The sequence below is a fragment of the Streptococcus sp. HMSC034E12 genome (assembly GCF_001835915.1).
GTDB lineage: Bacteria > Bacillota > Bacilli > Lactobacillales > Streptococcaceae > Streptococcus > Streptococcus vaginalis.
In genome coordinates this window covers 136733-161400 of the sequence record NZ_KV826430.1, presented here as the reverse complement: position 1 = coordinate 161400, position 24668 = coordinate 136733, and the positions used below count along the sequence as shown (strand labels likewise).

General features: G+C 39.5%; 25 protein-coding genes, 2 pseudogenes and 1 other annotated feature. Of the genes and pseudogenes, 20 read left to right on the top strand and 7 right to left on the bottom strand.

What is annotated here, in order from left to right:
* Positions 1–13: 13 nt before the first annotated feature.
* A complete protein-coding gene (locus HMPREF2574_RS01910; protein WP_003032701.1) occupies positions 14–307 on the bottom strand; it encodes a DUF3270 domain-containing protein in 294 nt (97 codons plus the stop codon).
* Positions 308–445: 138 nt separating this feature from the next.
* Here HMPREF2574_RS01910 and HMPREF2574_RS01905 point away from each other — a divergent pair, with 138 nt between their 5' ends.
* The 7 genes and pseudogenes from HMPREF2574_RS01905 (at position 446) to HMPREF2574_RS01875 (ending at position 9229) form a co-directional block, all read left to right on the top strand.
* Positions 446–1375 carry a peptidase U32 family protein gene (locus HMPREF2574_RS01905; protein WP_024051831.1) on the top strand — a complete coding sequence of 310 codons (930 nt, stop codon included), beginning with the start codon at positions 446–448 and terminating at the stop codon, positions 1373–1375.
* A gap of 130 nt (positions 1376–1505) precedes the next feature.
* On the top strand, positions 1506–2792 hold the full coding sequence (locus tag HMPREF2574_RS01900) for a peptidase U32 family protein (RefSeq protein ID WP_024051830.1): 1287 nt from the start codon (positions 1506–1508) through the stop codon (positions 2790–2792).
* Between the two features lie 698 nt (positions 2793–3490).
* Positions 3491–5152, top strand: a complete 1662-nt coding sequence (locus tag HMPREF2574_RS01895) for a ribonuclease J (RefSeq protein ID WP_024051829.1) — start codon at positions 3491–3493, stop codon at positions 5150–5152.
* 96 nt (positions 5153–5248) lie between these two features.
* Entirely contained in the window at positions 5249–6040 is a 792-nt protein-coding gene (locus HMPREF2574_RS01890; protein ID WP_024051828.1) for an alpha/beta hydrolase, read from the top strand.
* Positions 6041–6184: 144 nt separating this feature from the next.
* Positions 6185–6889: pseudogene (locus HMPREF2574_RS01885) on the top strand (matrixin family metalloprotease).
* Position 6890: 1 nt separating this feature from the next.
* Positions 6891–7256, top strand: a pseudogene (locus HMPREF2574_RS01880) (hypothetical protein).
* A 74-nt stretch (positions 7257–7330) separates the two neighbouring features.
* Entirely contained in the window at positions 7331–9229 is a 1899-nt protein-coding gene (locus HMPREF2574_RS01875; RefSeq protein ID WP_070584152.1) for an ABC-F family ATP-binding cassette domain-containing protein, read from the top strand.
* Positions 9230–9594: 365 nt separating this feature from the next.
* On the opposite strand, the gene HMPREF2574_RS01870 is transcribed toward HMPREF2574_RS01875, so the two are convergent.
* The 3 genes from HMPREF2574_RS01870 to murT are packed head-to-tail and all read right to left on the bottom strand — an operon-like array spanning position 9595 to position 12000.
* Entirely contained in the window at positions 9595–9843 is a 249-nt protein-coding gene (locus HMPREF2574_RS01870; RefSeq protein WP_070812128.1) for a LapA family protein, read from the bottom strand.
* 28 nt (positions 9844–9871) lie between these two features.
* Entirely contained in the window at positions 9872–10657 is a 786-nt protein-coding gene (gatD, locus tag HMPREF2574_RS01865) for a lipid II isoglutaminyl synthase subunit GatD (RefSeq protein WP_024051821.1), read from the bottom strand.
* Positions 10657–12000, bottom strand: a complete 1344-nt coding sequence (murT, locus tag HMPREF2574_RS01860; protein ID WP_042753988.1) for a lipid II isoglutaminyl synthase subunit MurT — start codon at positions 11998–12000, stop codon at positions 10657–10659. Before murT ends, gatD begins: the two co-directional genes overlap by 1 nt.
* 106 nt (positions 12001–12106) lie before the next feature.
* Here murT and cdaA point away from each other — a divergent pair, with 106 nt between their 5' ends.
* The 6 genes from cdaA (at position 12107) to HMPREF2574_RS01830 (ending at position 17641) form a co-directional block, all read left to right on the top strand.
* Positions 12107–12964 carry a diadenylate cyclase CdaA gene (cdaA, locus tag HMPREF2574_RS01855; RefSeq protein WP_024051819.1) on the top strand — a complete coding sequence of 286 codons (858 nt, stop codon included), beginning with the start codon at positions 12107–12109 and terminating at the stop codon, positions 12962–12964.
* Positions 12951–13679, top strand: coding sequence for a CdaR family protein (locus tag HMPREF2574_RS01850; protein ID WP_070812127.1), 729 nt, complete (start codon positions 12951–12953; stop codon positions 13677–13679). The genes cdaA and HMPREF2574_RS01850 overlap by 14 nt, the downstream gene beginning before the upstream one ends.
* 24 nt (positions 13680–13703) lie before the next feature.
* Complete coding sequence (gene glmM, locus HMPREF2574_RS01845) at positions 13704–15056, top strand: phosphoglucosamine mutase (protein WP_070812126.1); 1353 nt, start codon at positions 13704–13706, stop codon at positions 15054–15056.
* 108 nt (positions 15057–15164) lie between these two features.
* Positions 15165–15815: a phosphoserine phosphatase SerB gene (serB, locus tag HMPREF2574_RS01840; RefSeq protein WP_024051817.1), complete on the top strand. Its 651-nt coding sequence runs from the start codon at positions 15165–15167 to the stop codon at positions 15813–15815.
* Positions 15816–15818: 3 nt separating this feature from the next.
* Positions 15819–16931, top strand: a complete 1113-nt coding sequence (locus HMPREF2574_RS01835) for a glycerate kinase (protein WP_024051816.1) — start codon at positions 15819–15821, stop codon at positions 16929–16931.
* Positions 16932–17146: 215 nt separating this feature from the next.
* Positions 17147–17641, top strand: coding sequence for an EbsA family protein (locus HMPREF2574_RS01830; RefSeq protein WP_070812125.1), 495 nt, complete (start codon positions 17147–17149; stop codon positions 17639–17641).
* On the opposite strand, the gene HMPREF2574_RS01825 is transcribed toward HMPREF2574_RS01830, so the two are convergent.
* Positions 17628–17825 (bottom strand): ferredoxin, encoded by a 198-nt coding sequence (locus HMPREF2574_RS01825; RefSeq protein WP_106079221.1) that lies wholly within the window; start codon positions 17823–17825, stop codon positions 17628–17630. The genes HMPREF2574_RS01830 and HMPREF2574_RS01825 overlap by 14 nt on opposite strands.
* 45 nt (positions 17826–17870) lie before the next feature.
* Here HMPREF2574_RS01825 and HMPREF2574_RS01820 point away from each other — a divergent pair, with 45 nt between their 5' ends.
* The 7 genes from HMPREF2574_RS01820 to HMPREF2574_RS01790 all read left to right on the top strand — a co-directional run bounded on the left by HMPREF2574_RS01820 (position 17871) and on the right by HMPREF2574_RS01790 (position 22465).
* Complete coding sequence (locus HMPREF2574_RS01820; protein WP_070812124.1) at positions 17871–18320, top strand: SAG1386/EF1546 family surface-associated protein; 450 nt, start codon at positions 17871–17873, stop codon at positions 18318–18320.
* A 9-nt stretch (positions 18321–18329) separates the two neighbouring features.
* Entirely contained in the window at positions 18330–19007 is a 678-nt protein-coding gene (cmk, locus tag HMPREF2574_RS01815) for a (d)CMP kinase (RefSeq protein WP_024051813.1), read from the top strand.
* Positions 19008–19033: 26 nt separating this feature from the next.
* Positions 19034–19163: a sequence feature (ribosomal protein L20 leader region), on the top strand.
* Between the two features lie 15 nt (positions 19164–19178).
* The gene (gene infC / locus HMPREF2574_RS01810; protein WP_003025051.1) at positions 19179–19709 is read left to right on the top strand and encodes a translation initiation factor IF-3; all 531 of its coding nucleotides are present in this window, start codon (positions 19179–19181) and stop codon (positions 19707–19709) included.
* A gap of 33 nt (positions 19710–19742) precedes the next feature.
* Entirely contained in the window at positions 19743–19943 is a 201-nt protein-coding gene (rpmI, locus tag HMPREF2574_RS01805) for a 50S ribosomal protein L35 (protein WP_003025048.1), read from the top strand.
* Positions 19944–19989: 46 nt separating this feature from the next.
* On the top strand, positions 19990–20349 hold the full coding sequence (gene rplT / locus HMPREF2574_RS01800) for a 50S ribosomal protein L20 (RefSeq protein ID WP_070812123.1): 360 nt from the start codon (positions 19990–19992) through the stop codon (positions 20347–20349).
* Positions 20350–20612: 263 nt separating this feature from the next.
* Positions 20613–20999, top strand: a complete 387-nt coding sequence (locus HMPREF2574_RS01795) for a lactoylglutathione lyase (RefSeq protein WP_021001558.1) — start codon at positions 20613–20615, stop codon at positions 20997–20999.
* A 101-nt stretch (positions 21000–21100) separates the two neighbouring features.
* A complete protein-coding gene (locus HMPREF2574_RS01790) occupies positions 21101–22465 on the top strand; it encodes a polysaccharide deacetylase family protein (RefSeq protein WP_042753984.1) in 1365 nt (454 codons plus the stop codon).
* 52 nt (positions 22466–22517) lie between these two features.
* Here the strand turns inward: HMPREF2574_RS01790 and HMPREF2574_RS01785 are convergent, their stop codons facing one another.
* Together HMPREF2574_RS01785 and HMPREF2574_RS01780 are read right to left on the bottom strand one after the other, a co-directional pair.
* The gene (locus tag HMPREF2574_RS01785) at positions 22518–23603 is read right to left on the bottom strand and encodes a DEAD/DEAH box helicase (RefSeq protein WP_024051810.1); all 1086 of its coding nucleotides are present in this window, start codon (positions 23601–23603) and stop codon (positions 22518–22520) included.
* Positions 23590–24579: a Gfo/Idh/MocA family protein gene (locus tag HMPREF2574_RS01780; protein ID WP_024051809.1), complete on the bottom strand. Its 990-nt coding sequence runs from the start codon at positions 24577–24579 to the stop codon at positions 23590–23592. The genes HMPREF2574_RS01785 and HMPREF2574_RS01780 overlap by 14 nt, the downstream gene beginning before the upstream one ends.
* Positions 24580–24668: the final 89 nt, after the last annotated feature.

Below are 24668 nucleotides of genomic sequence, written 5' to 3'. Positions count from 1 at the left end.
TTTAATTTCAAAACTATTTATTTCTTTTCTGACGAATAAATGCTTGCTGCATTTTAATGCAAACTAAACTAACACCAATTGCTAAAGCAAAAGCTAAGAAAGTGTTTATTTTAATAGACAAGAATAAAAAGCTAAACAAAGCTGTCAAGATACAAAATGTAGCAATATTCACGAAAAATAGTAATTCTTTCAGATTTGGATTCGTTTTTGCTTCAGGAATGTAATCTTGATAAAGGGGATATTGTTCTTGTTCTAATTCTGGATAGGTGTAGTCCTCTTGATAGGGCTGATATTTTCTTGCAGTCATGTTCTCTCTCCTTACAGTACTCTCTTATTTTATCATGATTTTAATTAGATAAATATTACATAACAGTTACAAAAAGGCTAAAAATGCTTTTCAAATTAAAAAATAGAAGAGAAATCAAAAATATGTTATAATTTTGCTATGAAAAAGATTATCATTACAGCGACAGCTGAGAGCGTTGAACAAGTAAAAGAGCTTTTAGAAGCAGGCGTAGATCGCATTTATGTAGGTGAAAAGGAGTATGGTCTTCGGTTACCCCATACTTTTTCTTATGATGAATTGCGGCAGATTGCAGCCCTTGTACATGAGGCGGACAAAAAGTTGACAGTTGCTGTCAATGCTTTGATACATCAGGAAATGATGAATAAAATCAAGCCATTTCTTGATTTTTTAGTGGATATTCAGGCGGATTATATTACTGTGGGAGATGCCGGTGTCTTTTATGTGTTAAAACGCGATGGTTATCCGTTTAAGACGATTTATGATGCCTCGACTATGGTTGCTAGCAGTCGTCAAGTGAACTTCTGGGGGCAAAAAGCTGGCGCTTCTGAGGCTGTTTTAGCACGGGAAATTCCATCGGCAGAATTGTTTAAAATGCAGGAAGTGTTAGAAATTCCTGTTGAGATTTTGGTTTATGGTGCTAGCGTCATTCATCACTCCAAGCGTCCGCTTTTGCAAAATTATTATAATTTCACTCATATTGATGACGAAAAGAGTCGTGAGCGTGATTTATTCCTTGCAGAGCCGAGTGACCCAGATAGCCATTATTCTATTTTTGAGGACAATCATGGGACGCATATTTTTGCAAATAATGATTTGGATATGATGACGAAACTTGGAGAGTTGGTAGAACATGGCTTTACACATTGGAAATTAGAAGGGATTTATACGCCAGGACACAATTTTGTTGAAATTGCCAAACTCTTTGTGCAAGCGCGTGAGCTGATTGAGACCAATCAATTTACACATGATCAGGCTTTCCTTTTGGATGAGCAGATTCATCAATTGCATCCCCAAAATCGTTTCTTGGATACTGGATTTTATGAATATGATCCAGACCAGGTGAAATAAGGAATACAGGTGGTCGCGAGTTGTGACTGCTTGTTTAACATTCACAATCTGCTACCTTTAGTTTGCTTTCAAGCCTTTTTTGCTATAAAATAAAAAGGCTAAGTATTAGAATATGGAAAAGAGCGAGAATATGACAAAAACTTTGAAAAGACCAGAAGTTCTGGCGCCTGCTGGAACGTTGGAAAAATTAAAAGTCGCCATTCGCTATGGAGCGGATGCTGTCTACATTGGCGGACAAGCCTATGGTTTGCGCAGTCGTGCTGGAAATTTTACGTTTGAAGAAATGGAAGAGGGCGTTCAATTTGCTCGTGAACATGGCGCAAAAGTCTATGTGGCTGCGAACATGGTAACCCACGAAGGAAATGAAGAAGGAGCTGGGGAATGGTTCCGCACTTTGCGAGATATTGGCATTTCTGCCGTTATCGTATCTGACCCAGCATTGATTGCCATTGCTTGTACAGAAGCGCCAGGTTTGGAAGTACACTTGTCAACACAAGCTAGCGCAACAAACTATGAAACCTTAGAATTTTGGAAAGATTTGGGGTTGACACGTGTCGTTTTGGCGCGTGAGGTTTCTATGGAAGAACTAGCAGAAATCCGCAAACACACCGATGTGGAGATTGAAGCTTTTGTTCATGGTGCTATGTGCATTTCTTACTCAGGGCGCTGTACTTTATCTAATCATATGAGCATGCGGGATGCCAATCGTGGGGGCTGCTCTCAATCTTGCCGCTGGAAATATGATCTCTACGATATGCCCTTTGGACAAGAGCGCAAGAGCTTAAAAGGCGAAATTCCAGAAGAATTTTCTATGTCGGCTGTGGATATGTCCATGATTGACCATATTCCAGATATGATTGAAAATGGAGTAGACAGCTTGAAAATTGAAGGGCGCATGAAGTCTATTCACTATGTATCTACTGTTTCAAATTGTTACAAGGCGGCAGTAGATGCTTATCTTGAAAGTCCTGAAAAGTTTGAAGCAATCAAGCAAGATTTAGTAGATGAAATGTGGAAAGTTGCGCAACGTGAGTTGGCAACGGGATTTTACTATCATACACCAACTGAAAATGAGCAGCTTTTTGGAGCACGCCGCAAAATTCCGCAATATAAATTTGTGGCAGAAGTGGTGGCTTATGACCCTGATACGCAAACAGCGACTATTCGGCAACGAAATGTCATCAATGAGGGCGACCCAGTTGAGTTTTATGGTCCTGGTTTCCGTCATTTTGATGCAGTCATTACAGATTTATATGATTCAGATGGAAATAAAATTGATCGGGCTCCAAATCCGATGGAACTATTGACGATTTCCTTGCCATATCCGGTTTATCCAGGTGATATGGTACGCAGTCGTAAAGAAGGTTTGATAAATCTTTATAAAGAAGACGGCACAAGTGTCACAGTACGAGCATAAAAATCTACATTGAGAAGAGGTTTGAATGGTTAATTCTGCCTCTTTTCATTTGCAAAAAATATTTTAAAAATTTGGATGTAAACGCTTGCTTTTTTAAAAAAGAAGGTGTACAATATAATTAAAGAAAGATAAGAAAGGGCTGATTCCAATGGGTATCGGAACGTTCATATTTTAAATCGTTTATGATGTATTAGTTTCTATTTGCTAATTGTTTTTCTTAATTGGAGGTATTTGATAAATATTTCTGAAGATGTCATGTAGTGGTTTGTAGAATTGCATCGCGTATAAAGAACGCAAAGTAAGAATAAATAAGAATGTTATTTGATGCAGTCGGTAGAAGCTTTTTAATGATTTTCACGCTTTGGTATAAAACCGCTATTGTTTTAGATGAAAAAACTTGTTTTTGATATGTTGTGGACAAGAAAATCATTCTTTATTAAAATAACGATGGAAACATCATAAGAATCTCTTTTCAGATAATTACTTTCTGAAAGTCTATCTATCACTTATTAGCAAATAGAGACGGCTCCTAGCTTTCTGTAGGTAAACAGTAACTAGGAGTTTTTTGTATGCTCTGTTCTTTGAAAAAAATCATGAAAAGTAGTATAATAAATTGGATATGCAAAAGATTTGCAAAACTGTAATTCGACTTGGGATTCCAAGGACCGTTAGTAAGAAAAATTTGAAAAGGAGAATCAATGAGCAATATTAAATTGATTGCTTTGGGCGGTGTACGTGAAAATGGAAAAAATCTTTACATCGCTGAAGTGGATGAATCTATTTTCGTCCTGGATGTCGGATTAAAATATCCAGAAAATGAACAGCTTGGTGTGGATTTTGTTATTCCAAATATGGACTATTTGTTTGAAAATAAGGACCGTATTGCAGGGGTCTTTTTGACACACGGGCATGCAGATGCAATTGGTGCCTTGCCTTATTTACTTGCTGAAACGAAAGTTCCTGTATTTGGCTCAGAATTGACGATTGAGTTGGCTAAGTTATTTGTCAAAGGAAATGATACGGTCAAAAAGTTCAATGATTTTCATGTGATTGATGAAGACACAGAGATTGATTTTGGTGGTACGGTTGTATCTTTCTTTAAAACAACGCACTCTATTCCAGAGAGTTTAGGGATTGTTTTGAAAACGTCTGAAGGCAATATTGTTTACACAGGTGATTTCAAGTTCGACCAAACGGCTAGTCAGTCTTATGCAACAGATTTTGCTCGCTTGGCGGAAATTGGTCGTGAAGGCGTTCTAGCTCTTCTTAGTGATTCTGCAAATGCGGATAGTACGATTCAAGTGGCAAGTGAGAGCGAAGTTGCAAAAGAAATTAGCAATACGATTGGTGATTGGGAAGGGCGCGTGATTGTTGCGGCGGTTGCAAGCAATCTTTCTCGTATTCAACAGGTTTTTGAAGCTGCTGCTAGGACAGGTCGTCGTGTTGTGTTGACGGGGTTTGACATTGAAAATATCGTTCGGACGGCTATTCGCTTGAAGAAATTATCACTTGTGGATGAACGTCTGTTGATTAAACCTAAAGAAATGTCCAAGTTTGAAGATTATGAATTGATTATTTTGGAAACTGGGCGTATGGGTGAACCAATCAATGGCTTGCGCAAGATGTCTATTGGTCGTCACCGTTATGTAGAAATCAAAGAAGGCGATTTGGTTTATATTGTTACAACACCGTCTATCGCAAAAGAAGCTTTGGTGGCGCGTGTAGAAAACATGATTTACCAAGCAGGTGGTGTTGTCAAACTAATTACGCAAGATTTACGAGTGTCTGGACATGGAAATGAGCGCGATTTGCAATTGATGTTAAACCTCTTGCAGCCGAAATTCTTGTTCCCAATTCAAGGAGAATATCGTGAATTGGCAGCACATGCTAAAGCTGCAATGGCAATTGGTATGTTGCCAGAGAACATTTTTATTCCAAAACGTGGTAGCATTATGGAATATGAAAAGGGTGATTTTGTACCTTCTGGTGCGGTATCTTCTGGTGATGTCATGATTGATGGAAATGCGATTGGTGATGTCGGAAATATCGTTCTTCGTGACCGTAAAGTTCTGTCTGAAGACGGTATCTTTATCGTCGCCATTACAGTAAACCGTCGTGACAAGAAGATTATTTCCAAAGCCAAGGTTCATACGCGTGGATTTGTTTATGTCAAGAAAAGCCGTGATATTTTGCGTGAAAGTTCTGACTTAATCAATAAAACAGTGGAAGATTATCTTGCAAAAGATAACTTTGACTGGGGTGAACTGAAAGGAGCTGTACGTGATAATCTTGCGAAATACCTCTTTGAGCAAACTAAACGTCGTCCAGCGATTTTACCCGTTGTAATGGAAGTGCGTTAAGCAGGTTAAATTAGCACATTTTATATAGTGACAAAATAGTGGGGTCAGGACATTTGTTCCAACCCCTTTCTTACATTTATATGAAAAGGAGACAAAATGGCATTTTTTGAAATAGAATATCATTCAGCAGTACTAGAAATGGAGCGTCGTGTCAATGTCATCTATCCCGATGCGGATACAGTAGCTCCCAGTCAGGTAGTAGATACGGATATTCCCGTTCTTTACCTTTTGCACGGTATGGGAGGCAATGAAAATTCGTGGCGAAAACGGACGAATATTGAGCGTTTACTGCGCCATACAAATTTAATTGTCATTATGCCATCAACAGATCTTGCTTGGTACACCAACACTGCTTATGGGTTGAATTATTATGATGCCATAGCAAAAGAATTGCCTGAGGTTATGCAGCGATTCTTCCCCAATATGAGTCGGAAACGGGAGAAAACATTTATTGCAGGCCTGTCGATGGGAGGTTATGGAGCTTATAAAATAGCCTTGACGACAGATCGATTCTCTTATGCAGGGTCATTTTCAGGTGCTATTGGGCTCGGTTTGGATGATGTGGATATAGAGGAACTTCCAGGCGGAACGCTTAACTATTGGCAAGGTGTGTTTGGCGATTTGAAAGCAGCTGATGTTAAGCGACATTTTTTGACGACAATGGCAAAGAAGTCAGATAAAAAGACTAAATTTTACGCTTGGTGTGGGGAGCAAGATTTTCTCTATCAAGCAAATGAAGTAGCTGTTAAACAATTGCGCGAATGTAGCTTAGATATCACCTATCATCATAATCTGGGAAAGCACGAGTGGTATTACTGGGAAAAACAATTAGAGGAATTCCTGAAATGGCTGCCGATTGATTTTGAAGTAGAAGAGCGCTTGTCCTAAAGTTGCTTGAGAGATGCCCTTTTTGATAGGAAATTACATTTTCCTATCAGTGATTTGTTATTTCTTTTACAAGCACCCATTTTAAGAATTTTTTAAGCGAATCTCATTATACTTACTCTTTATATTTTAGATTAGGAGGAGAGTATGAGATTTCTATTTCGATTGATTTCTGGGTTATTTCGATTGCTCTGGCGATTGGTTTACACAGTTGCATTAACAGCACTCTTTTTAGTGGGAATCTTGTATATCATGAGTCCTTCTAAAAGCAATTTTTCGACAACACTTCAGTAAGATGTCAGTCAAATTTATCGATATGTAAGTGGTCAAGATAGTCAACTAGGCCTTGGACAAAATGTAAAAGACCTGACCAAACAGCTATCGGACAATCATGTTCACCAAACTTCTGGTGCACGCTGGGATAAAGCGAGTGCTACGGTTTATATTGATACACAAGATGAGATATTTCGCTCAGCTTATCAGGAAGCCATTCGTACTTGGAATCAGACAGGTGCTTTTACTTTTCAGATTGTAAATGATAAAAGTCAAGCCAATATTGTGGCTACAGAGATGAATGATGGTACGGTGAGTGCGGCAGGTGAGGCAGAATTACAAACTAATTTATTGACAAAACGCTTCACAAATGTAACGGTTCGACTAAATCGTTATTATCTATTGAATAGTCAATATGGCTACTCTTATGAGCGAATCGTAAACACAGCAGAGCATGAACTGGGACATGCGATTGGATTGGAGCACAATGAAGAAAAATCCGTCATGCAGTCCGCTGGATCGTTTTATGGTATTCAAGCAGTAGATGTTCAAGCAGTAAAGGAGTTGTATCAAGCATAAAATGATAAGAAATATGTTTAAAATCATCAGACGTTTCCCAGAGCAAGTTTTCTTGTTTGTCTTTAATTCCAGCATTTTTGCCTGGCTTTGGCAAAGTGGTTCTGATATTGCCGATCGTATCGGTGTGACAGCTGCATGACAAGAACATGTTCCGACACCCATTCAGAATTTCTTTGGTCAAAGCAGTCAAGCTGTTCAAGGATTTTTCAATCATTCAGCCGTGATGTGGCTGATTGGTTCGATGATGATTCTTTGGGTCATTCGTTTTGTAAAAGGAATCATCAAATGAGGGCTTTTTGCTTTGATTATTCTATTAGGTGTTTACCTTGTGATGCAAAATCAAGAAATTTTAAATAGTTTTAAATGAAAATGCGGTCAAAATGAACCGTATTTTTGTTTTCTAAGATAGCCGTTGGGATAGGAATCTGCTATAATAGGGTTATGATTATTTTACAAGCAAATAAGATTGAACGCTCTTTTGCAGGGGAGGTTCTTTTTGATAATATCAACCTGCAAGTGGATGAACGAGATAGAATTGCCTTAGTCGGGAAAAATGGAGCTGGGAAGTCAACCCTGCTCAAGATTTTAGTGGGTGAGGAAGAGCCTACTTCTGGTCAAATCAATAAAAAACGAGATCTTTCCCTGTCCTATCTGGCTCAGGACAGCCGCTTTGAGTCGGAGAATACCATCTATGACGAGATGTTGCATGTTTTTGATGATTTACGTCAGCAGGAGCAGCGATTACGACAGATGGAGCTGTCTATGGGGGATTTGACTGGGACGGATCTGGAAAAACTGATGACAGATTATGACCGCTTGTCAGAGAATTTCCGTCAGGCAGGCGGATTTACCTATGAAGCAGATATTCGTGCCATTCTCAATGGTTTCAAGTTTGATGAGTCCATGTGGCAGATGAAGATAGAAGAGCTTTCGGGCGGGCAGAATACTCGGCTGGCTCTAGCGAAAATGCTGTTGGAAAAGCCAGATTTATTGGTACTGGATGAGCCTACTAACCACTTGGATATAGAGACGATTGCTTGGCTAGAGAACTACTTGAGCAACTACAGTGGAGCTCTCATCATCGTCAGTCACGACCGTTATTTCCTAGACAAGGTAGCCACTGTGACGCTGGACTTGACCCAGCATTCGTTGGATCGCTATGTGGGAAATTACTCTAGTTTTGTTCAGCAAAAGGAGCAGAAGCTCTTGACAGAGGCCAAGAATTATGAAAAGCAGCAGAAGGAAATTGCTGCTTTGGAGGATTTTGTCAATCGCAATCTGGTTCGGGCATCTACAACCAAACGCGCTCAATCCAGACGCAAACAGCTGGAAAAAATGGAGTGTCTTGACAAGCCAGACAGAGGCAACCGTTCTGCTAATATGACCTTTCGCTCAGCTAAACCTTCTGGAAATGTCGTTCTGACGCTGGAAGATGCGGCTATCGGTTATGATCATCAAGTGTTGGCCGAGCCTATCAATCTGGATATTCGTAAATTTAACGCAGTAGCTATTGTCGGACCAAATGGTATTGGCAAAACAACTCTTATCAAGTCCATTGTGGGACAAATTCCTTTTATCCGTGGTCAGGAGCATCTGGGAGCAAATGTGGAGCTGGGCTACTATGACCAGACCCAAAGCCGATTGACACCGAGCAATTCAGTCTTGGACGAGCTTTGGAATGATTTTAAACTAATACCAGAAGTGGAAATCCGCAATTGTCTGGGCGCTTTCCTCTTTTCAGGTGATGATGTCAAAAAGTCTGTCAGTATGCTGTCAGGTGGGGAACGAGCGCGGCTTTTACTGGCTAAGTTGTCTATGGAAAACAAGAATTTTCTGGTGCTGGACGAGCCAACCAACCACCTAGATATTGATAGCAAAGAGGTGCTGGAGAATGCCTTGATTGACTTTGACGGTACTTTGCTCTTTGTCAGCCATGATCGCTACTTTATCAACCGGGTTGCCACGCAGATTATCGAGCTTTCTGATACTGGATCTACTCTTTATCTGGGCGATTATGACTATTATCTGGAGAAAAAAGCAGAGCTGGAAGCTTTGAGAGAGGAGAAAGCTACTGCGGCAGAGCCCGCTCAGTCTCAGCCAGTCACCAACTATCAACTCCAGAAAGAAACACAGAAAGAAGCTCGGAAATTAGCTCGCCGTTTGGAGCAGTTAGAAGCTGAAATCGAAGAGCTGGAGATGCAAACTACCGAGTTGACAACAGCTATGCAGGCAACCAATGACGCAAGCGAACTCATGGAGCTTCAGCAAAAGCTAGACCAGCTGACTGAACGACAGGAAGCTGCCATGACAGAGTGGGAAGAAGTGGCAGAACAGGTGTGAGCGAGCTATTTTTAAGTCAAGAAAGTTTGTTCGAGACGGAGAAATTCCTCCCCAAGAGTAAATACCGAACGTTTAAAATGGGAATGAGAGTTTTTTTGAGCAAAAAACCTCATCCTTCATGAAGGATGAGGTGACTTTTAAGTAATTTGCCATTTTTTACATTTCGGACGAGGAGTTTTAGGGTAAAATGGCTTTGTCCAGTTTTCGGAAGGAAGTTTTTGGAGCAAATTCCGAATATTCTCGTTTCGGACAAAGCTTTTTTGAAAAAATAATGTCGTCCGATTTTTGGACAAGAAGATTTTGATAAAAAAAGACGTATCCGAAAGTAAAATCCGAACTTTAAAAAACCAGGCTGGATTTCCAGCCTAGTTTTTATTTTTGAGTTCTTTTTTTGCTTTGGCTAATTCATTTCTGAGAGAGAAATTCTTCGGCATACTAATGAGGATAGTAGTGATAGCTCCAAGTAAGACAGAGAGTAAAATTAAGAAAATCAGTGGAATTTTAAAGCGAAAGAGAATAAAACTGACGGTGACGCTTTGCATATTAGCTAAGGACAATCCAGCGGTTAGGAGGATTGCGAGCAACAGTAAAATGTAGTTCATTCTTTCTTTCATCATTAGTCTCCTTTTGTATTTTATATCTCTATTCAAACTCTGCCTTGCTCTTGACGTCTCCGTATTCTTCTGGGACTTCTTGAGCTAGAATGTCCTCGTAGTTGGCGAGTGGAGTATCTTGGCCATATTTATTCTTCAGGGCGGTTGTCACTAGGCGATAAGCTAGATTGGCATTGCGGGATAGGATAGGACCGTGGAAGTAAGAGCCAAAGACATTCTTGTAGTGCACGCCTTCGCTTTGGTCTTCCTTGTTGTTTCCATTCCCATAAATAATTCTGCCGAGCGGTTTTTCGTCTTCAGATAGGAATGTCCGTCCTTGGTGATTTTCAAAACCATAATAGGTTTCGTCAAATTCATCGTTATGAATCTTGATGTCGCCGATGTAGCGGTTATTTTTTTGATTGAGAGTATAATGTCCCATAATTCCAAGTCCCTCAATCCGCCGACCAGAAGCTTCAATGTAGTATTGACCTAGAAGCTGAAAGCCACCACAAATAGCTAGCACTACGCCGTTATGATTGATAAATTCTTCCAAGCTATCTTTTTTTGCAGGCAGATCTCGTGCCACAATGGTCTGCTCGTAGTCTTGCCCTCCGCCGAAAAACGCCAAATCATAGTAATCTTTATCAAACTCATCTTCAAGTGATACAATATCAATCTGAACGCGAGCGCCTAGCTTTTCAGCTACATATTTGAGCATGAGAATATTACCATTATCACCATAGGTATTCATGAGATTGCCATAGAGATGGGCAATTTTTAAATAATAAGTATAATCCCGATTTTCAGGAGAAGTTAGTGATGTATAAACCATTAGTTCATCTCCTTTCTGACGACTTGATGAGAAGCCAGCAATTCGCGAAACTCTAGCATGGCGGTGTAAGTAGCTAGGATATAGGCATGCTTGGTTTCTTGGTTTTTAATTTTTTCAAAGACCTGGCTTAAATCAGCTACTTCACTGATTTGTTCAGCATTATAGCCAGTCACCCGCAAGCGTCGGGCAATCTCAGAATGACGAACCCCGCCAGCAATCATATGCGGGATATCCATGTTTAAAATCTGCTCAAAATCTGCATCCCAGATCCAGCTCGTATCGATACCGTCCGCATAATTAGCATTGAGCAGAACTGACAAGCTAAATGGATAAGGAGCTAGTTTAATCATTTCTAGAGCTTGCGTGGCTCCAACAGGATTTTTAATGAGAACTAGCGTACACTCCTTGTCGCCAATCTTGAAAGTTTCCTGACGTCCGAAAACAGCTCTGCTCTTGTCAAAACCAGTCTTGATAGTAGTCGGCTCAACTTCAAAGAATTGAGCAACGGAAACGGCAGCTAAAGCGTTGTAGATATTGTAGAGACCACCGATATTGATGTGATAGCTTTGACCGTCAATGACAAAATCCGAACTGTTGTGACGAAGACTGGTCAATTGGGTTAGTTTGTAGTCTAATTCAGGGCGCCTAAAGCCACAGTGCTCACAAATATAATCACCTAGATTGGCATAAGTGTTGAGCTTGTATTTTAGAATGTGCTGACATTTAGGACAGAGAATACCCTCCGTATTGTAATGAGCTAGTTTTGGCTCTCCTTTTTCTGTATCAAAACCATAATATTGAACCGGATTTTTGAGAGTAACAGAGTTAAACAGCGGACTGTCTCCATTTAGCAAGACGGTTGCCGTAGGAACCTTTTGAGCAGCATCCAAAATCATTTGGTAGGTCGTGTAAATTTCTCCGTAACGATCCATTTGGTCGCGGAAAATATTGGTAAAGACGAAAAGGCTCGGTTTAATGTAGTCGCAAATGCGTGAGAGGCTAGCTTCATCAATTTCCAGTACAGCGATATTCTTGCCAGATTTTCCTTTTTTTGCGGTTAGGAAAGTGGTTGTAATGCCGCTAATCATATTGGCTCCGCTGGGATTGGTCACTACTTCGTCAAAAGCGTCTTTGAGGATTCCAACTGTCAGAGCAGTAGTCAAGGTTTTCCCGTTTGTCCCTGTAATCACCACTACTTCGTAATCACGTGCTAGTGTATTTAAAATGTCGTTGTCAAATTTCAGGGCAAGTTTTCCAGGCAGAGTTGAACCACGTCCCAGTTTGCTTAAAACAAAATGGGAGGATTTCCCTGCAAGAGTGCCCAACATAGTATTTATCTTCATAAGAAATATTTTATCATAAAAAGTAAAGAAGGTTACAGAAAAATATCTTGAAAAGTGATATAATAATTAAGAATGTTTTTAGGTTGAGAAAGAGAGGACACTGGAAATGAATTTTCAGCAATTGTCCAATCTCCAATATTGGTCTAGTTTATTTTCTAGTCCTTGGAGTATTGTCATCAATATTATCGATATTGCACTAGTTGCTTGGATTTTATTTTATTTTACAAAAGCAATCGCTGGCACTAAGATTATGATTCTCGTTCGAGGGGTTTTAATTTTTGTACTGGCTCAGATTCTTGCCAATGCAATTGGTTTAACAACGGTTTCTTGGTTAATCAATCAAGTCATTACCTATGGAGTTATTGCGGCTGTTGTGATTTTTACACCTGAGATTCGTACAGGTCTGGAAAGGCTGGGGCGTGCTACCAATTTGTTTTCGACAGCACCCATTAGCTCAGAAGAAAGAATGGTGCAGGCATTTGTCAAAGCAGTGGATTATATGAGTCCGCGGAAAATTGGGGCTCTCGTTGCTATCCAAGGTAGCAGAACCTTGCAAGAATACATTGCAACAGGGATTCCTTTAGATGCCGATGTATCAGGTGAGTTGTTAATCAATATCTTCATTCCTAATACACCGCTACATGACGGAGCTGTCATTGTAAGAGACAATAAAATAGCCGTTTCTTGCGCTTATCTTCCGCTCACAGAAAACACAGGGATTTCTAAGGAATTTGGAACGCGTCATCGTGCAGCAATCGGTCTTTCAGAAGTGTCAGACGCTCTTACTTTTGTAGTGTCGGAGGAAACGGGAGGGATTTCAATTACACATAATGGAGTTTTCAAACACGATTTGACCTTAGAAGAATTTGAAGCAGAATTGCGGAAAGTGCTGATTTCAGATGAACAACCAAAATCACCATTTAGAAATCGTGTGCTAGGAGGTCGGAAACATGAAAAATCGTAAACAGATTTGGTATATCGTTTCTTCCATTTTTTTTGCTGCTGTTTTATTTATTTATGCAACAACGACAAATTATCAAAATAATTCAAGTGCTAGACAAACTACGTCTGAAACGTACACTAATACCTTGCCTAGTGTTCCAATTGACATTAAATACGATAGTGAAAAGTATTTTATTAGTGGTTTTTCATCTGAAGTATCAGTGGTGTTAACTGGTTCTAATCGTGTGACTCTTGCTAGTGAAATGCAAGAAAGTACACGAAAATTCAAGGTTGTGGCAGATTTGACAAAATCTACAGAAGGAATGAGAGAAGTACCTTTAGCAATTAAAAATTTACCAAGTGGGTTAACTGCGACTGTCACACCAGCTAAGATTACAGTGAAAGTTGGCAAGAAAGCAAGCAAGACAGTTGAAGTGAAAACAACTATCAGTTCAGCCCAGTTAGCAGATGGGTTGATGGTTGATCGCGTGACGGTTGGTGACAGTAAGGTAACTGTTACAAGTGACGAAGATACGCTGGCTAAGGTCGATCATGTAGAAGCGGTAGTGCCAACTAGTGAAAAAATATCCGCTAACTATTCAGGAAATGCCCCACTACAAGCAGTTGATGCAAATGGCACAGTTTTGCCAAGTGTGATTACTCCTTATGAGACAACCATAAAAATTACTGTTAAATCATCAAGTTCGTCTTCGAGTTCTACGAGCTCATCCAAATAAAAGTATTGAAAGGATTTTATAAAAATGGGAAAATATTTCGGAACGGACGGAGTTCGTGGAGAAGCAAATGTGGAGTTAACACCAGAGTTAGCTTTTAAATTAGGGCGTTTTGGTGGTTATGTATTAAGCCAGCATGAGAAAGATGTACCCCGTGTCTTTGTAGGACGTGACACACGTATTTCAGGAGAAATGCTGGAAAGTGCTTTAGTAGCTGGACTTCTGTCTGTTGGGATTCGTGTTTATAAGCTCGGAGTTATTGCTACACCAGGCGTTGCTTATCTGGTGAAATCTGAGAGAGCAAGTGCTGGTGTCATGATTTCAGCTAGCCACAATCCAGCACTTGACAACGGTATTAAATTCTTTGGTGGCGATGGCTATAAATTGGACGATGAGCGTGAATTGGAAATTGAAGCTCTTCTTGATGCCAAAGAAGACGATTTACCGCGTCCAAGTGCGGAAGGTTTAGGAACTCTTATGGATTATCCAGAAGGATTGCGCAAATATCAACAATATCTCGTATCTACTGGTCTTGATTTAGACGGAATGAAAGTTGCTCTTGATACAGCAAATGGTGCTGCTTCAACCAGTGCTCGTCAGGTATTTGCGGATTTGGGAGCTAGATTGACGGTCATCGGGGAAAATCCAGATGGGCTAAATATCAACTTGAATGTTGGCTCTACACATCCTGAAAAATTGCAAGAAACAGTCCGTGAATCAGGTTCAGCACTTGGTCTGGCATTTGACGGCGATAGCGATCGCTTGATTGCAGTTGATGAGAACGGTGAGATTGTCGATGGCGATAAAATCATGTATATCATTGGGAAATACCTCTCTGAAAAAGGTTTGCTTGCTCAAAATACAATTGTAACAACTGTTATGTCAAATCTTGGTTTCCATAAAGCTTTGGATCGTGAAGGCATTAACAAGGTGATTACAGCTGTTGGTGACCGCTATGTTGTAGAAGAAATGCGCAAATCTGGTTACAATTTGGGCGGTGAGCAATCTGGTCACGTAATCATCATGGATTATAATACGACGGGTGACGGTCAGCTGACAGCCGTTCAATTGACAAAAGTGATGAAAGAAACAGGTAAACCTTTGTCTGAATTAGCGTCAGAAGTAACGATTTATCCACAAAAATTGGTCAATATCCGTGTTGAAAACAGCATGAAGCACAAGGCCATGGAAGTACCTGATATTAAAGCGGTGATTGAAAAAATGGAAGCGGAAATGGCTGGCAATGGTCGTATTCTTGTTCGTCCAAGCGGAACAGAACCACTTTTACGGGTCATGGCAGAAGCACCAAGCCACGAAGAAGTAGACTATTACGTTGGTACAATTGCAGATATTGTGCGCGCTGAAATTGGTATTGAATAAAGTAAAGAAGCTCTTGTTTGTACGGCAAACGAGGCTTTTTTCTTTCTATTGCAACTTGTTTTGTCAATCAATTTTTTATATAATACAAGCAATATATGAGGTGATGATGTGAAAACAAGAGGATTATTGGTACTGGATGTAGACAGTACCTTGATTAGAGAAGAAGGAATCGATTTGCTAGGTGCTGCAGCAGGAGTTGGTGAGCAAGTCGCAGCTATTACAGAACGGGCTATGCAAGGGGAATATGATTTTGAAACGGCTCTGATAGAACGTGTGACTTTGCTCAAAGGACTTCCTGAAACAATTTTTAAACGAGTTTCTAAGAAAATTCATTTTAGCAAAGGTGCTCAAGAGTTGATAGAGGAAATGCATCAGCGTGGATACAAGGTTGGCATTGTATCAGGCGGATTTCATGAAATGGTAGACGAATTAGCCACGAAATTGAACGTAGATTATGTAAAAGCTAATCGTTTAGAAGTGAAAGATGGTAAGCTAACCGGCAAAGTTTTAGGAACAATTGTCACAAAAGAAGTCAAAAAAGCAATACTAAGACAATGGGCGGGGGAAAATAATTTGACTCTTGCTCAAACCATTGCTGTAGGAGACGGTGCCAATGACCTACCGATGATATTGACGGCAGGAATCGGGATTGCTTTTAATGCCAAGCCTTTTGTGAGAGAACAAGCGCCGTATCAAATCAATCAAACGGACTTGTATCAGGTCATAAAACTTTTGGAAGAGATAGAAAGTGAGGACTAAGCCATGCATATTTTAATTGTACCGGATTCTTTTAAAGAAAGTTTATCAGCCCAAAGTGTTGCAGAGGCTATAAAAGCAGGTTTTTCCAAGGCACTCCCTGAAGCAACATTTGACTTGCTACCCATTGGAGATGGTGGTGAGGGAACAATGGCAGCTCTAACTGCAGCCTTGCAGTTAGACACTTATACTCACATCGTAACTGGGCCTTTCGGAGAACCTGTTTCGATGAAATATGCTCGTAAAGGCGATGTGGCTCTCTTTGAAATGGCTGACTTGATTGGGTTGGCGAGTATCTCATCAGAAAAAAGAAACCCTTTGACTCTTGATACCAGAGGATTAGGAGAGTTAATTTTGTATCTAGCCAAGGAAGGTGTGCGGCAGATTTATATTGGTGTAGGGGGCTCAGCTACCAATGATGGTGGAATTGGAATGGCAGCTGGACTGGGTTATGAATTTTTTGATAAAGACAATCACCTGCTTCAAGCAAAGGGTATCTCTTTAGACCGTGTGGCTCGCATTTCAGCTGATAATGTTCCTGCAATTTTGGAAAATCTGGACATTCAGATTTTGACAGATGTCACGAATCCTCTCTGTGGTGAAAACGGCGCCACATACGTCTTTGGAGGACAAAAAGGTTTACCCGCTCTGCTATTTTCTCAAGTGGATCAGGCAATGGCAACCTTTTATAAACAAGCTAATCCAACAATCTTTTCACTGGCTGGTGCAGGTGCCGGAGGAGGAATGGCGGCTGGTCTGGTGACATTTGCGCATGGAAAAATCGTTTCAGGAATTGACACTTGTCTTAACTTGCTTGATTTTGATAATCGTGTCAAAAAGGTTGATTTAGTCATCGTGGGTGAAGGACGAATGGATCAGCAAAGTCTGGCAGGCAAAGCTCCGATTGGAGTGGCAAGAAGAACACCAAGGAATGTCCCCGTTATTGCTATTTGTGGTAGTTTAAGCGATGACTTACCTTATTTTCCGGCAGAAAACATTCAAGCTGCTTTTCCAATCATTTCTCAAGTCGAACCTCTAGCTATTACTTTAGCCAAGGCAGAAGAAAATCTCATCCGAACAGCTCAAAATATTGGAAATCTATTAAAAATGAAAATATAAGATTTAACTCTATCGGCTGAATCTTGAGAAAGTGGAATTTGACCTATTTTCATTTTCGTTGAGGCGATTATCTCTATCACATCTGCCATTTTCGACTAATTTAATAAGGGATTAGAGCTAGTATTCTTTCACTTCCTTAATTTTTTCTTTTGTTGTCCAATCTCACTCCCATTTTTCTTTTTTTTATGATAAACTATATAAGAGGGGGTGTAGACATGATAAAGATATTTGGTCAGTTGCGCTATCATTGGCAACCAGATCTTTCTCTTCTAATCATTTATTGGTCTTTATCGGTCATTCCGATTTTTATAGGTTTTGCATTTTTATTTGAGAGTTCAGAAGTTCCGTTTTTAGTTCTTTTATCTTTCTTTTTGTTCATGGTATTATTGGGGATTGGTGTACATAGATATTTTACGATATATGACAACGGGATTTTAAGAATTACTACGGCAAATCCATTTACACCTTCGAAGATTGAAATTTCAACAATTCGTAAAGTAGAAGTGACAAAAACTTCTATTACTCTTTTATTTGATGGCAAAGAAAAAGGCCGTACGTTTTGTATGCGTAAGTGGCCTAAGAAGTATTTTGTAAACGCTTTGGCTTTGAATGATCATTTTAAAGGTGAAGTTGAACTAATGGACAACTTCACCCACGTAGACTATTTTGAAACCTATTATGCTCATCCTAAAAAAACTACTCTTTCTTAAGAGCTTTTGTAGGACAGTTTTTGATAGCTTCAATAACATCAGGTGTTTCAGGAATTTCTTTTTCCAGAAGTTCATCGTCTTGATGAAATTTAACAATGCCATTGTCATGATAATCAAATAGTTCAGAATAGGTTTGGCAAAGCCCGCAGGCAATGCATCGTTCAGGAATGAGTGTCACTTTCATACTCATATTGTAATCGGAATTTGGAAAAAATACAAGGAGGAAGTCATGGCAAAGGATCCATGGGAAGAAGATATTTACGACAAGGGAGAAAAAGAATTGACGAGAAGTAAAAAAACGAGCGATGTAGCGGCCAATCGTGTGTTGACAATTTTAGCGGTTATTTTTTTCATCATGGTGATTACCATTGTAGGTATGATGATTTATTTATCAACTGGCGGAAGCAGCAAAAAAGCAGCAACACAGGGCTTTTATAATACTAAGGCTACCAGCAAACCAAGTGAAAGTTCTAGCGTTCCAGAGTCTTCTAAGGCAACAAGTGATAGCAGTCAAACGCAATCATCTGAAGGAACGCTTACTGTTCAAGCTGGAGAAGGTGAGGCGGCCATTGCTGTGCGTGCAGGGATTTCGATTGCTGAATTGGAGCGTTTGAATCCTTCTCATATGACAACAGGCGCTTGGTATGCCAATCCAGGTGATGTGGTGAAAATTCGATAGGAGTGTAGAATGAAACAAATTCAAATTGCCATTGATGGTCCGGCTTCAAGCGGAAAGTCAACGGTTGCTAAGATTATTGCGAAAGATTTCGACTACACTTACTTGGATACAGGCGCTATGTATCGTGCGGCGACGTACTTAGCTTTACAAAATGATTTATCTGCAGAAAAGTGGTCTGAAATTGTCGCATTATTAGACACTTATCCAGTTAGTTTTGGGCGTGATAAAAATGGGGAGCAGCTTGTTTTTGTTGGAGATGTAGATGTGACGCATCCGATTCGTGAAAACGAAGTGACCAACAATGTCTCTTGGGTATCTGCAATTCCAGAAGTACGAGAAAAGTTGGTGGATTTACAGCGAGAAATTGCATCTCAAGGTGGTATTGTCATGGACGGCCGTGACATTGGAACGGTTGTGCTACCTCATGCGGAATTAAAAATTTTTCTCGTAGCCTCAGTTGACGAAAGAGCTGAGCGCCGTTATAAAGAAAATCTTGAAAAAGGCATTCCGACGGACTTGGAAACTTTGAAAAAAGAAATTGCAGAGCGGGACTATAAAGACAGTCACCGAGCGGTTTCTCCTTTAAAACCAGCAGTTGATGCCATTCATTTTGATACAACGGGTATCGGAATTGCTGAAGTTGTGGCTTTTATCGAAGAAAAAGCTAAAAAAATCCTTGACAAATAATCTGAAACTTGATATTATATAAAAGTTGAGAAAAGCAGAAGTGAGAGCTTCTCGCCTTGCGACTAACGTTGTCTGGCTCTACGGATTAAGTTTCAGAGATGAAATACTATCATGTAGTGCGGGCTTGCGTTAGCAAGTCCGCTCTTGTTTTTCTCTAAAAATAAAAAAGAGGTGAAAACCATAGCAAAACAAGACTTATTCATCAATGATGAAATTCGTGTGCGTGAAGTTCGTTTGATCGGTCTTGATGGTGAGCAATTGGGCATTAAACCACTTAGCGAAGCACAAGCAATTGCTGACGATGCAAATGTGGACCTTGTTCTAATTCAACCACAAGCTAAACCGCCTGTTGCGAAAATTATGGACTACGGAAAGTTCAAATTTGAGTATCAGAAAAAACAAAAAGAACAACGCAAAAAGCAAAGTGTTGTTACCGTGAAAGAAGTTCGTCTCAGTCCAACGATTGACAAAGGTGATTTTGATACAAAACTTCGCAACGCACGCAAGTTCCTTGAAAAAGGAAATAAAGTGAAGGTTTCTATTCGCTTTAAAGGGCGGATGATTACTCACAAAGAAATCGGAGCTAAAGTATTAGCCGACTTTGCTCAAGCAACGCAAGACATTGCGATTATTGAACAAAGAGCTAAAATGGATGGACGTCAAATGTTCATGCAATTAGCACCAATCCCTGACAAAAAGTAATCTGTCAGAAGTTAGAAAAAGGAGAAAAATATCATGCCAAAACAAAAAACACACCGCGCATCAGCTAAACGTTTCAAACGTACAGGTTCTGGTGGCTTGAAACGTTTCCGTGCTTACACTTCTCACCGTTTCCACGGAAAAACTAAAAAACAACGTCGTCATCTTCGTAAAGCAGCAATGGTGCATTCAGGAGATTTCAAACGTATCAAAGCAATGCTGACAGGTCTTAAATAAGAGATTTTGTAGCAGATTATTCTAGGAAATATTGGAGGAAATATAAATGGCACGTGTTAAAGGTGGCGTTGTATCACGCAAACGTCGTAAACGTATTTTAAAATTAGCTAAAGGTTACTATGGTGCAAAACATATCTTGTTCCGTACTGCAAAAGAACAAGTAATGAATTCTTACTACTATGCATACCGTGACCGTCGTCAAAAGAAACGTGATTTCCGCAAATTGTGGATTACACGTATCAATGCGGCAGCTCGTATGAATGGTTTGTCATACTCACAATTGATGCACGGTTTGAAATTGGCTGAAATTGAAGTAAACCGTAAAATGCTGGCTGACTTGGCTATCAACGATGCAGCAGCTTTCACAGCTCTTGCAGATGCAGCTAAAGCAAAATTAGGTAAATAATGAAAATAGGCTGGGAGAATGTTTTCAGCCTTAAATCATACTGTGTCATAAAATAACGATGCAGTGGTTGATTGTTCAAAGTATAGCTTTGAAGTTGCAAGATAGAATTTGCGAAACAAGTCTCAAGACTGTTCGTTTTTCAAACTCAGCAACTTTACAGGAGTGGGATGGAACTAAATGCTATCTCACTCCTTATTTTTTTAGCTAAAACTGGAGAAAATTCGTGATTTAGGATATAATGGAAAAAAGCAAAGGAGGATGCTATGGCTTCTAAAATGTTGCATACGTGCTTGCGAGTGGAAGATCTAGAAAAATCTATTGCATTTTATGCAGATGCATTTGAATTTAAAGAATTACGGCGCAAGGACTTCCCAGAACATCAATTTACAATTGTTTATTTGGGACTTGAAGGTGATGATTATGAGTTGGAATTAACTTATAATTATGGACACGGACCTTATGTGATTGGCGATGGTTTTGCTCATGTGGCTTTGAGTACGGCTGATTTGCTACAGCTTCACGCTGAACACACTGCTAAAGGATATGAGGTTACACAGCCAAATGGACTTCCTGGAACAAAGCCGAATTATTACTTTATTAAGGATCCGGATGGTTATAAAGTTGAAGTGATTCAAGAAAAAACTTTATAAGTTTGTAAATAATTGAAAATGAAAGGCTTGAAATTATTTTAGCCTTTTTTAGTAGGTAAAGTCTTTTTTAAACGAAAGAGACGAGGTAGAAAGGTAGTGTAGTGAAAAAAATACTTCTCATTGTCCTAAATGTCGCTTTTTTAATGATTATTATTTTTGGGAGTTTTCGGATTAGAAAATTGCTACAAGAAAGAAAATTAAATCGACAAATTTCACAAGTTCTGAAAAGGACAGATACAAAATATCATTATGGTTCAGTACGAAAGCAGACAGGACGTGTAGGAAGTCAGCTCATTACGTCTTACTATCCATTAACAGAGAGCAAGCAAGATATTGGTGTTATTAAAGAGAAAATCAATGCCGATATTCAGAAATTTTCAGATAAACAAAGTCAAGTATCGCAATACGATAACCTTATTTTTTATGTGAGTCATTTTACAGAGACAAATTTTTCTGGAGTAAAGCAAGTTGACATCAAGCGAATCTCTTATCCAGTGTTAACTACGAAAGTTGGAAAGGCTAGAGAAGAGGTTTTGGACTCGCTTTACATGTCGTCTGACAATAAATTGTTTAGCTTAAATCGACTTTTTAAAAATGTTGAGCAAGCCAAAAAGTTATTGCTAGAAGAAATGCAGCAGAAAATCACCGCTCTCCATAAAACAGAAGGACAGAAGATTCTACAAGCATTTCAAACAAGAGATATCTCCCAATGGACATTCAGTTATGAAAAAGGAAAACTCAATCTATTTTATAAAAACAATGAGCGAGTTTCAAAGGTGGAAATCGCCTTACCAGCCTTATATGAGGTAATTGATGAGCATTATTTAAAGGGAGAGGATTTGGCAGCTTATCAGTCCTATCAAGCTAAAAAACAGCAAAAATTAGTAGCTTTGACGTTTGACGATGGTCCCAATGCAGCAACGACACCGCAGGCTTTGGATATTTTAGCCAAATACCATGTCAAAGGAACTTTTTTCATGTTGGGGAAAAATGTAGCTGGAAATGAGCAACTTGTCAAACGTGTTCATGATGAGGGGCATGAGATTGGCAATCATAGTTGGAGTCATCCACAATTACCAACTCTTGCTCTTGAGCAAGCAAAAAAACAGATTGAGGATACACAAGCAGCACTTCGGGCTGTTATCGGAGAGAGTCCAAAAATGATGCGTCCACCCTATGGAGCTAGCAACGATGCAATCCGAAATGCTGTTGATATGTCTTTTATCATGTGGAATGTGGATAGCTTGGATTGGAAAAATCGCAATACTGGGTCTATCATGGAGCAAGTGAAAAAGCAGACTTGTCCAGGATCAATCATTTTAATGCATGATATTCATCAAACAACCATTAATGCCTTGCCGAGTGTGATTGAATATTTGCAAAAGAATGGGTACACTTTGGTTACAGTTAGTGAACTTCTGAATCATCAATTGGAAGGACATCGGCTGTATTACGGTGCAAATTAGATAGAAAAAAAGGATAGAAATGGTTACTTCCTATCCTTTTTCTATACTCTTTTTATTTCACATAGAGTTCACGATTTTTTAAGATAATTTCTTGAACGTGGGCATATTTTTTTAGTGTTTTTAATTCTTCTGGGTGGCTGATGAATGTAATGACATAGCCCTCTTTGCCCATACGACCGGTTCGTCCGGCGCGGTGGGTATAGGTTTCAAAATCGCGAGGCAGGTCATAGTTGATGACACATTCGAGAGAATCAATGTCAATTCCTCTAGCTACCAAGTCAGTAGCAAGTAAGAGTGTAAGTTCGTCGTTTTTAAATTGCCCCAAGATGACTTTGCGGAATTTGACATTGACATCACTTGCCAGAGACACAGCTTGAATGTGACGATATTGTAGTTTTTCCTCAGCATTTCCTAAGTCTGAGAGGGCATTGAAAAAGATAAGCGCACGAAATTCTGAGACATAAGCGAGCTTTCGCAAATATTCAACTTTGTCGCGCTGTTTAACTTGCATATAAAAATGACGAATATTATCAAGTTGTTGATTTTCTGTTTTGATTTGGATTGTATTTTCAACAATTTTATCCTGCTCAAATTTAGCAGTAGCACTCATATAAATCAATTGATGTTCACGAGGTACATAGTGAATAATTTTGTCAACAAAGTGATATTGTGAATCACTAAGCAATTGATCAAATTCATCCAGAATGATTGTATCAACATTCATCATTTTGATTTTTCTTAGTTTGATGAGTTCAAAAATGCGTCCTGGCGTCCCGATGAGAATTTCAGGGCCTTTTTTTAACCGTTCAATTTGTCGTTTTTGGCTGGAGCCAGATAGAAAGAGCTGAGCTGTTAAGCCAAGTAGTTCAGCCCATGTTTTGGTGACGTCGAAAATTTGTCCAGCTAGCTCAGTATTGGGAGCCAAGATAAGTAATTGCTGGGATTTCTTAGGCTTTAGTTTTAGAAGACTAGGAAAAAGATAGGCAAGTGTTTTTCCAGTTCCGGTAGGGCTTATTCCAAGGACATTTTCACCCTCTGTAATAGGTTGAAAGAGTTGTTCTTGAATGGGAGTTAAATACTCAAAGCCAAGTTTGGTAAGTTGGTCTTGCCAACTTTGAGGGAAATTAGTTGTTGTCATGATCAGCCTCAAATCTAATACCAGCATCTTGCCGCATGCTAAACAGAGTTTTATGCACGGCAGCAGCAGCGTCTAGCCAGTTTTGGTAAATTTCTTGTTTTATCTCACCGCTCAATACTTGAGCGAATCGTTTGGCTTCTTCTGCCATGGTGTGAGAAGAGCGCACAATTTCAAGAGTCTTTTTCTCTTTATTTAAATCTTGAAAAACAGCCGAAGTAATGAATTCAATCGAATTTAAGGTCAGTGTACCGTCTGTTGTATAAATTTCAGCAGGGAAAAAACTATTGATATTTTTTCCGGTTTGGATAGTTACTTGAAATTCTGGATAGATTAAGCTTCCTACTCCATTTAGATCAACAGTATTTGGTAACTGCTGAGCGGTGTAACAGGCATTTTCTGGTGCTCCAAAAAGTCGTATGGCTGTATAGACAGGATAAATGCCTAAGTCCATTAGAGCACCGCCTGAAAATTTCGCCGAAAAGACGTTTGGCTTTTGTCCAGCTAACAGAGCTGGCATTTTGGAAGAATACTTCGCATAGGTGAAATGCGCTCCAAGAATGGTTTTGTTTTTGAGAAACTCTGAAATGACGTCAAATGATTGCTCATGATAGTTTCGAGCCGCTTCAAAAATGTACACATGTTGTTCTTGAGCTAATGCTACCAATTCAGCCCATTCTTCTGGGCGTGAGACAGCAGGCTTTTCCACAATCACATGTTTGCCTGCTAAAATAGCAGCTTTTGCTTGTGGGAAATGCAGAGAGTTGGGGCTTGCAATATAAATAATGTCTACATCACTAGTTAAAAAATCAGCCATATCTGTGTAGCAATCTACATTTTCATAATGACTGGCAAATGCTTGAGCAGCTTGTATCGTCCGTGAATACACCGTAGTCAATTGGTACTCTTTTGTAGCATGAGCAGCCTTGACAAATTGGTGAACAATGTCTCCAGTTCCAATCGTTCCGAGTTTTAACATCGTTTTCTCCTTATTTTTTATCTTGTCATTTATTTTGATTTACCTCTTTCATTATATCATGATTTGTTGTAAAATAGATAAGATGAGAA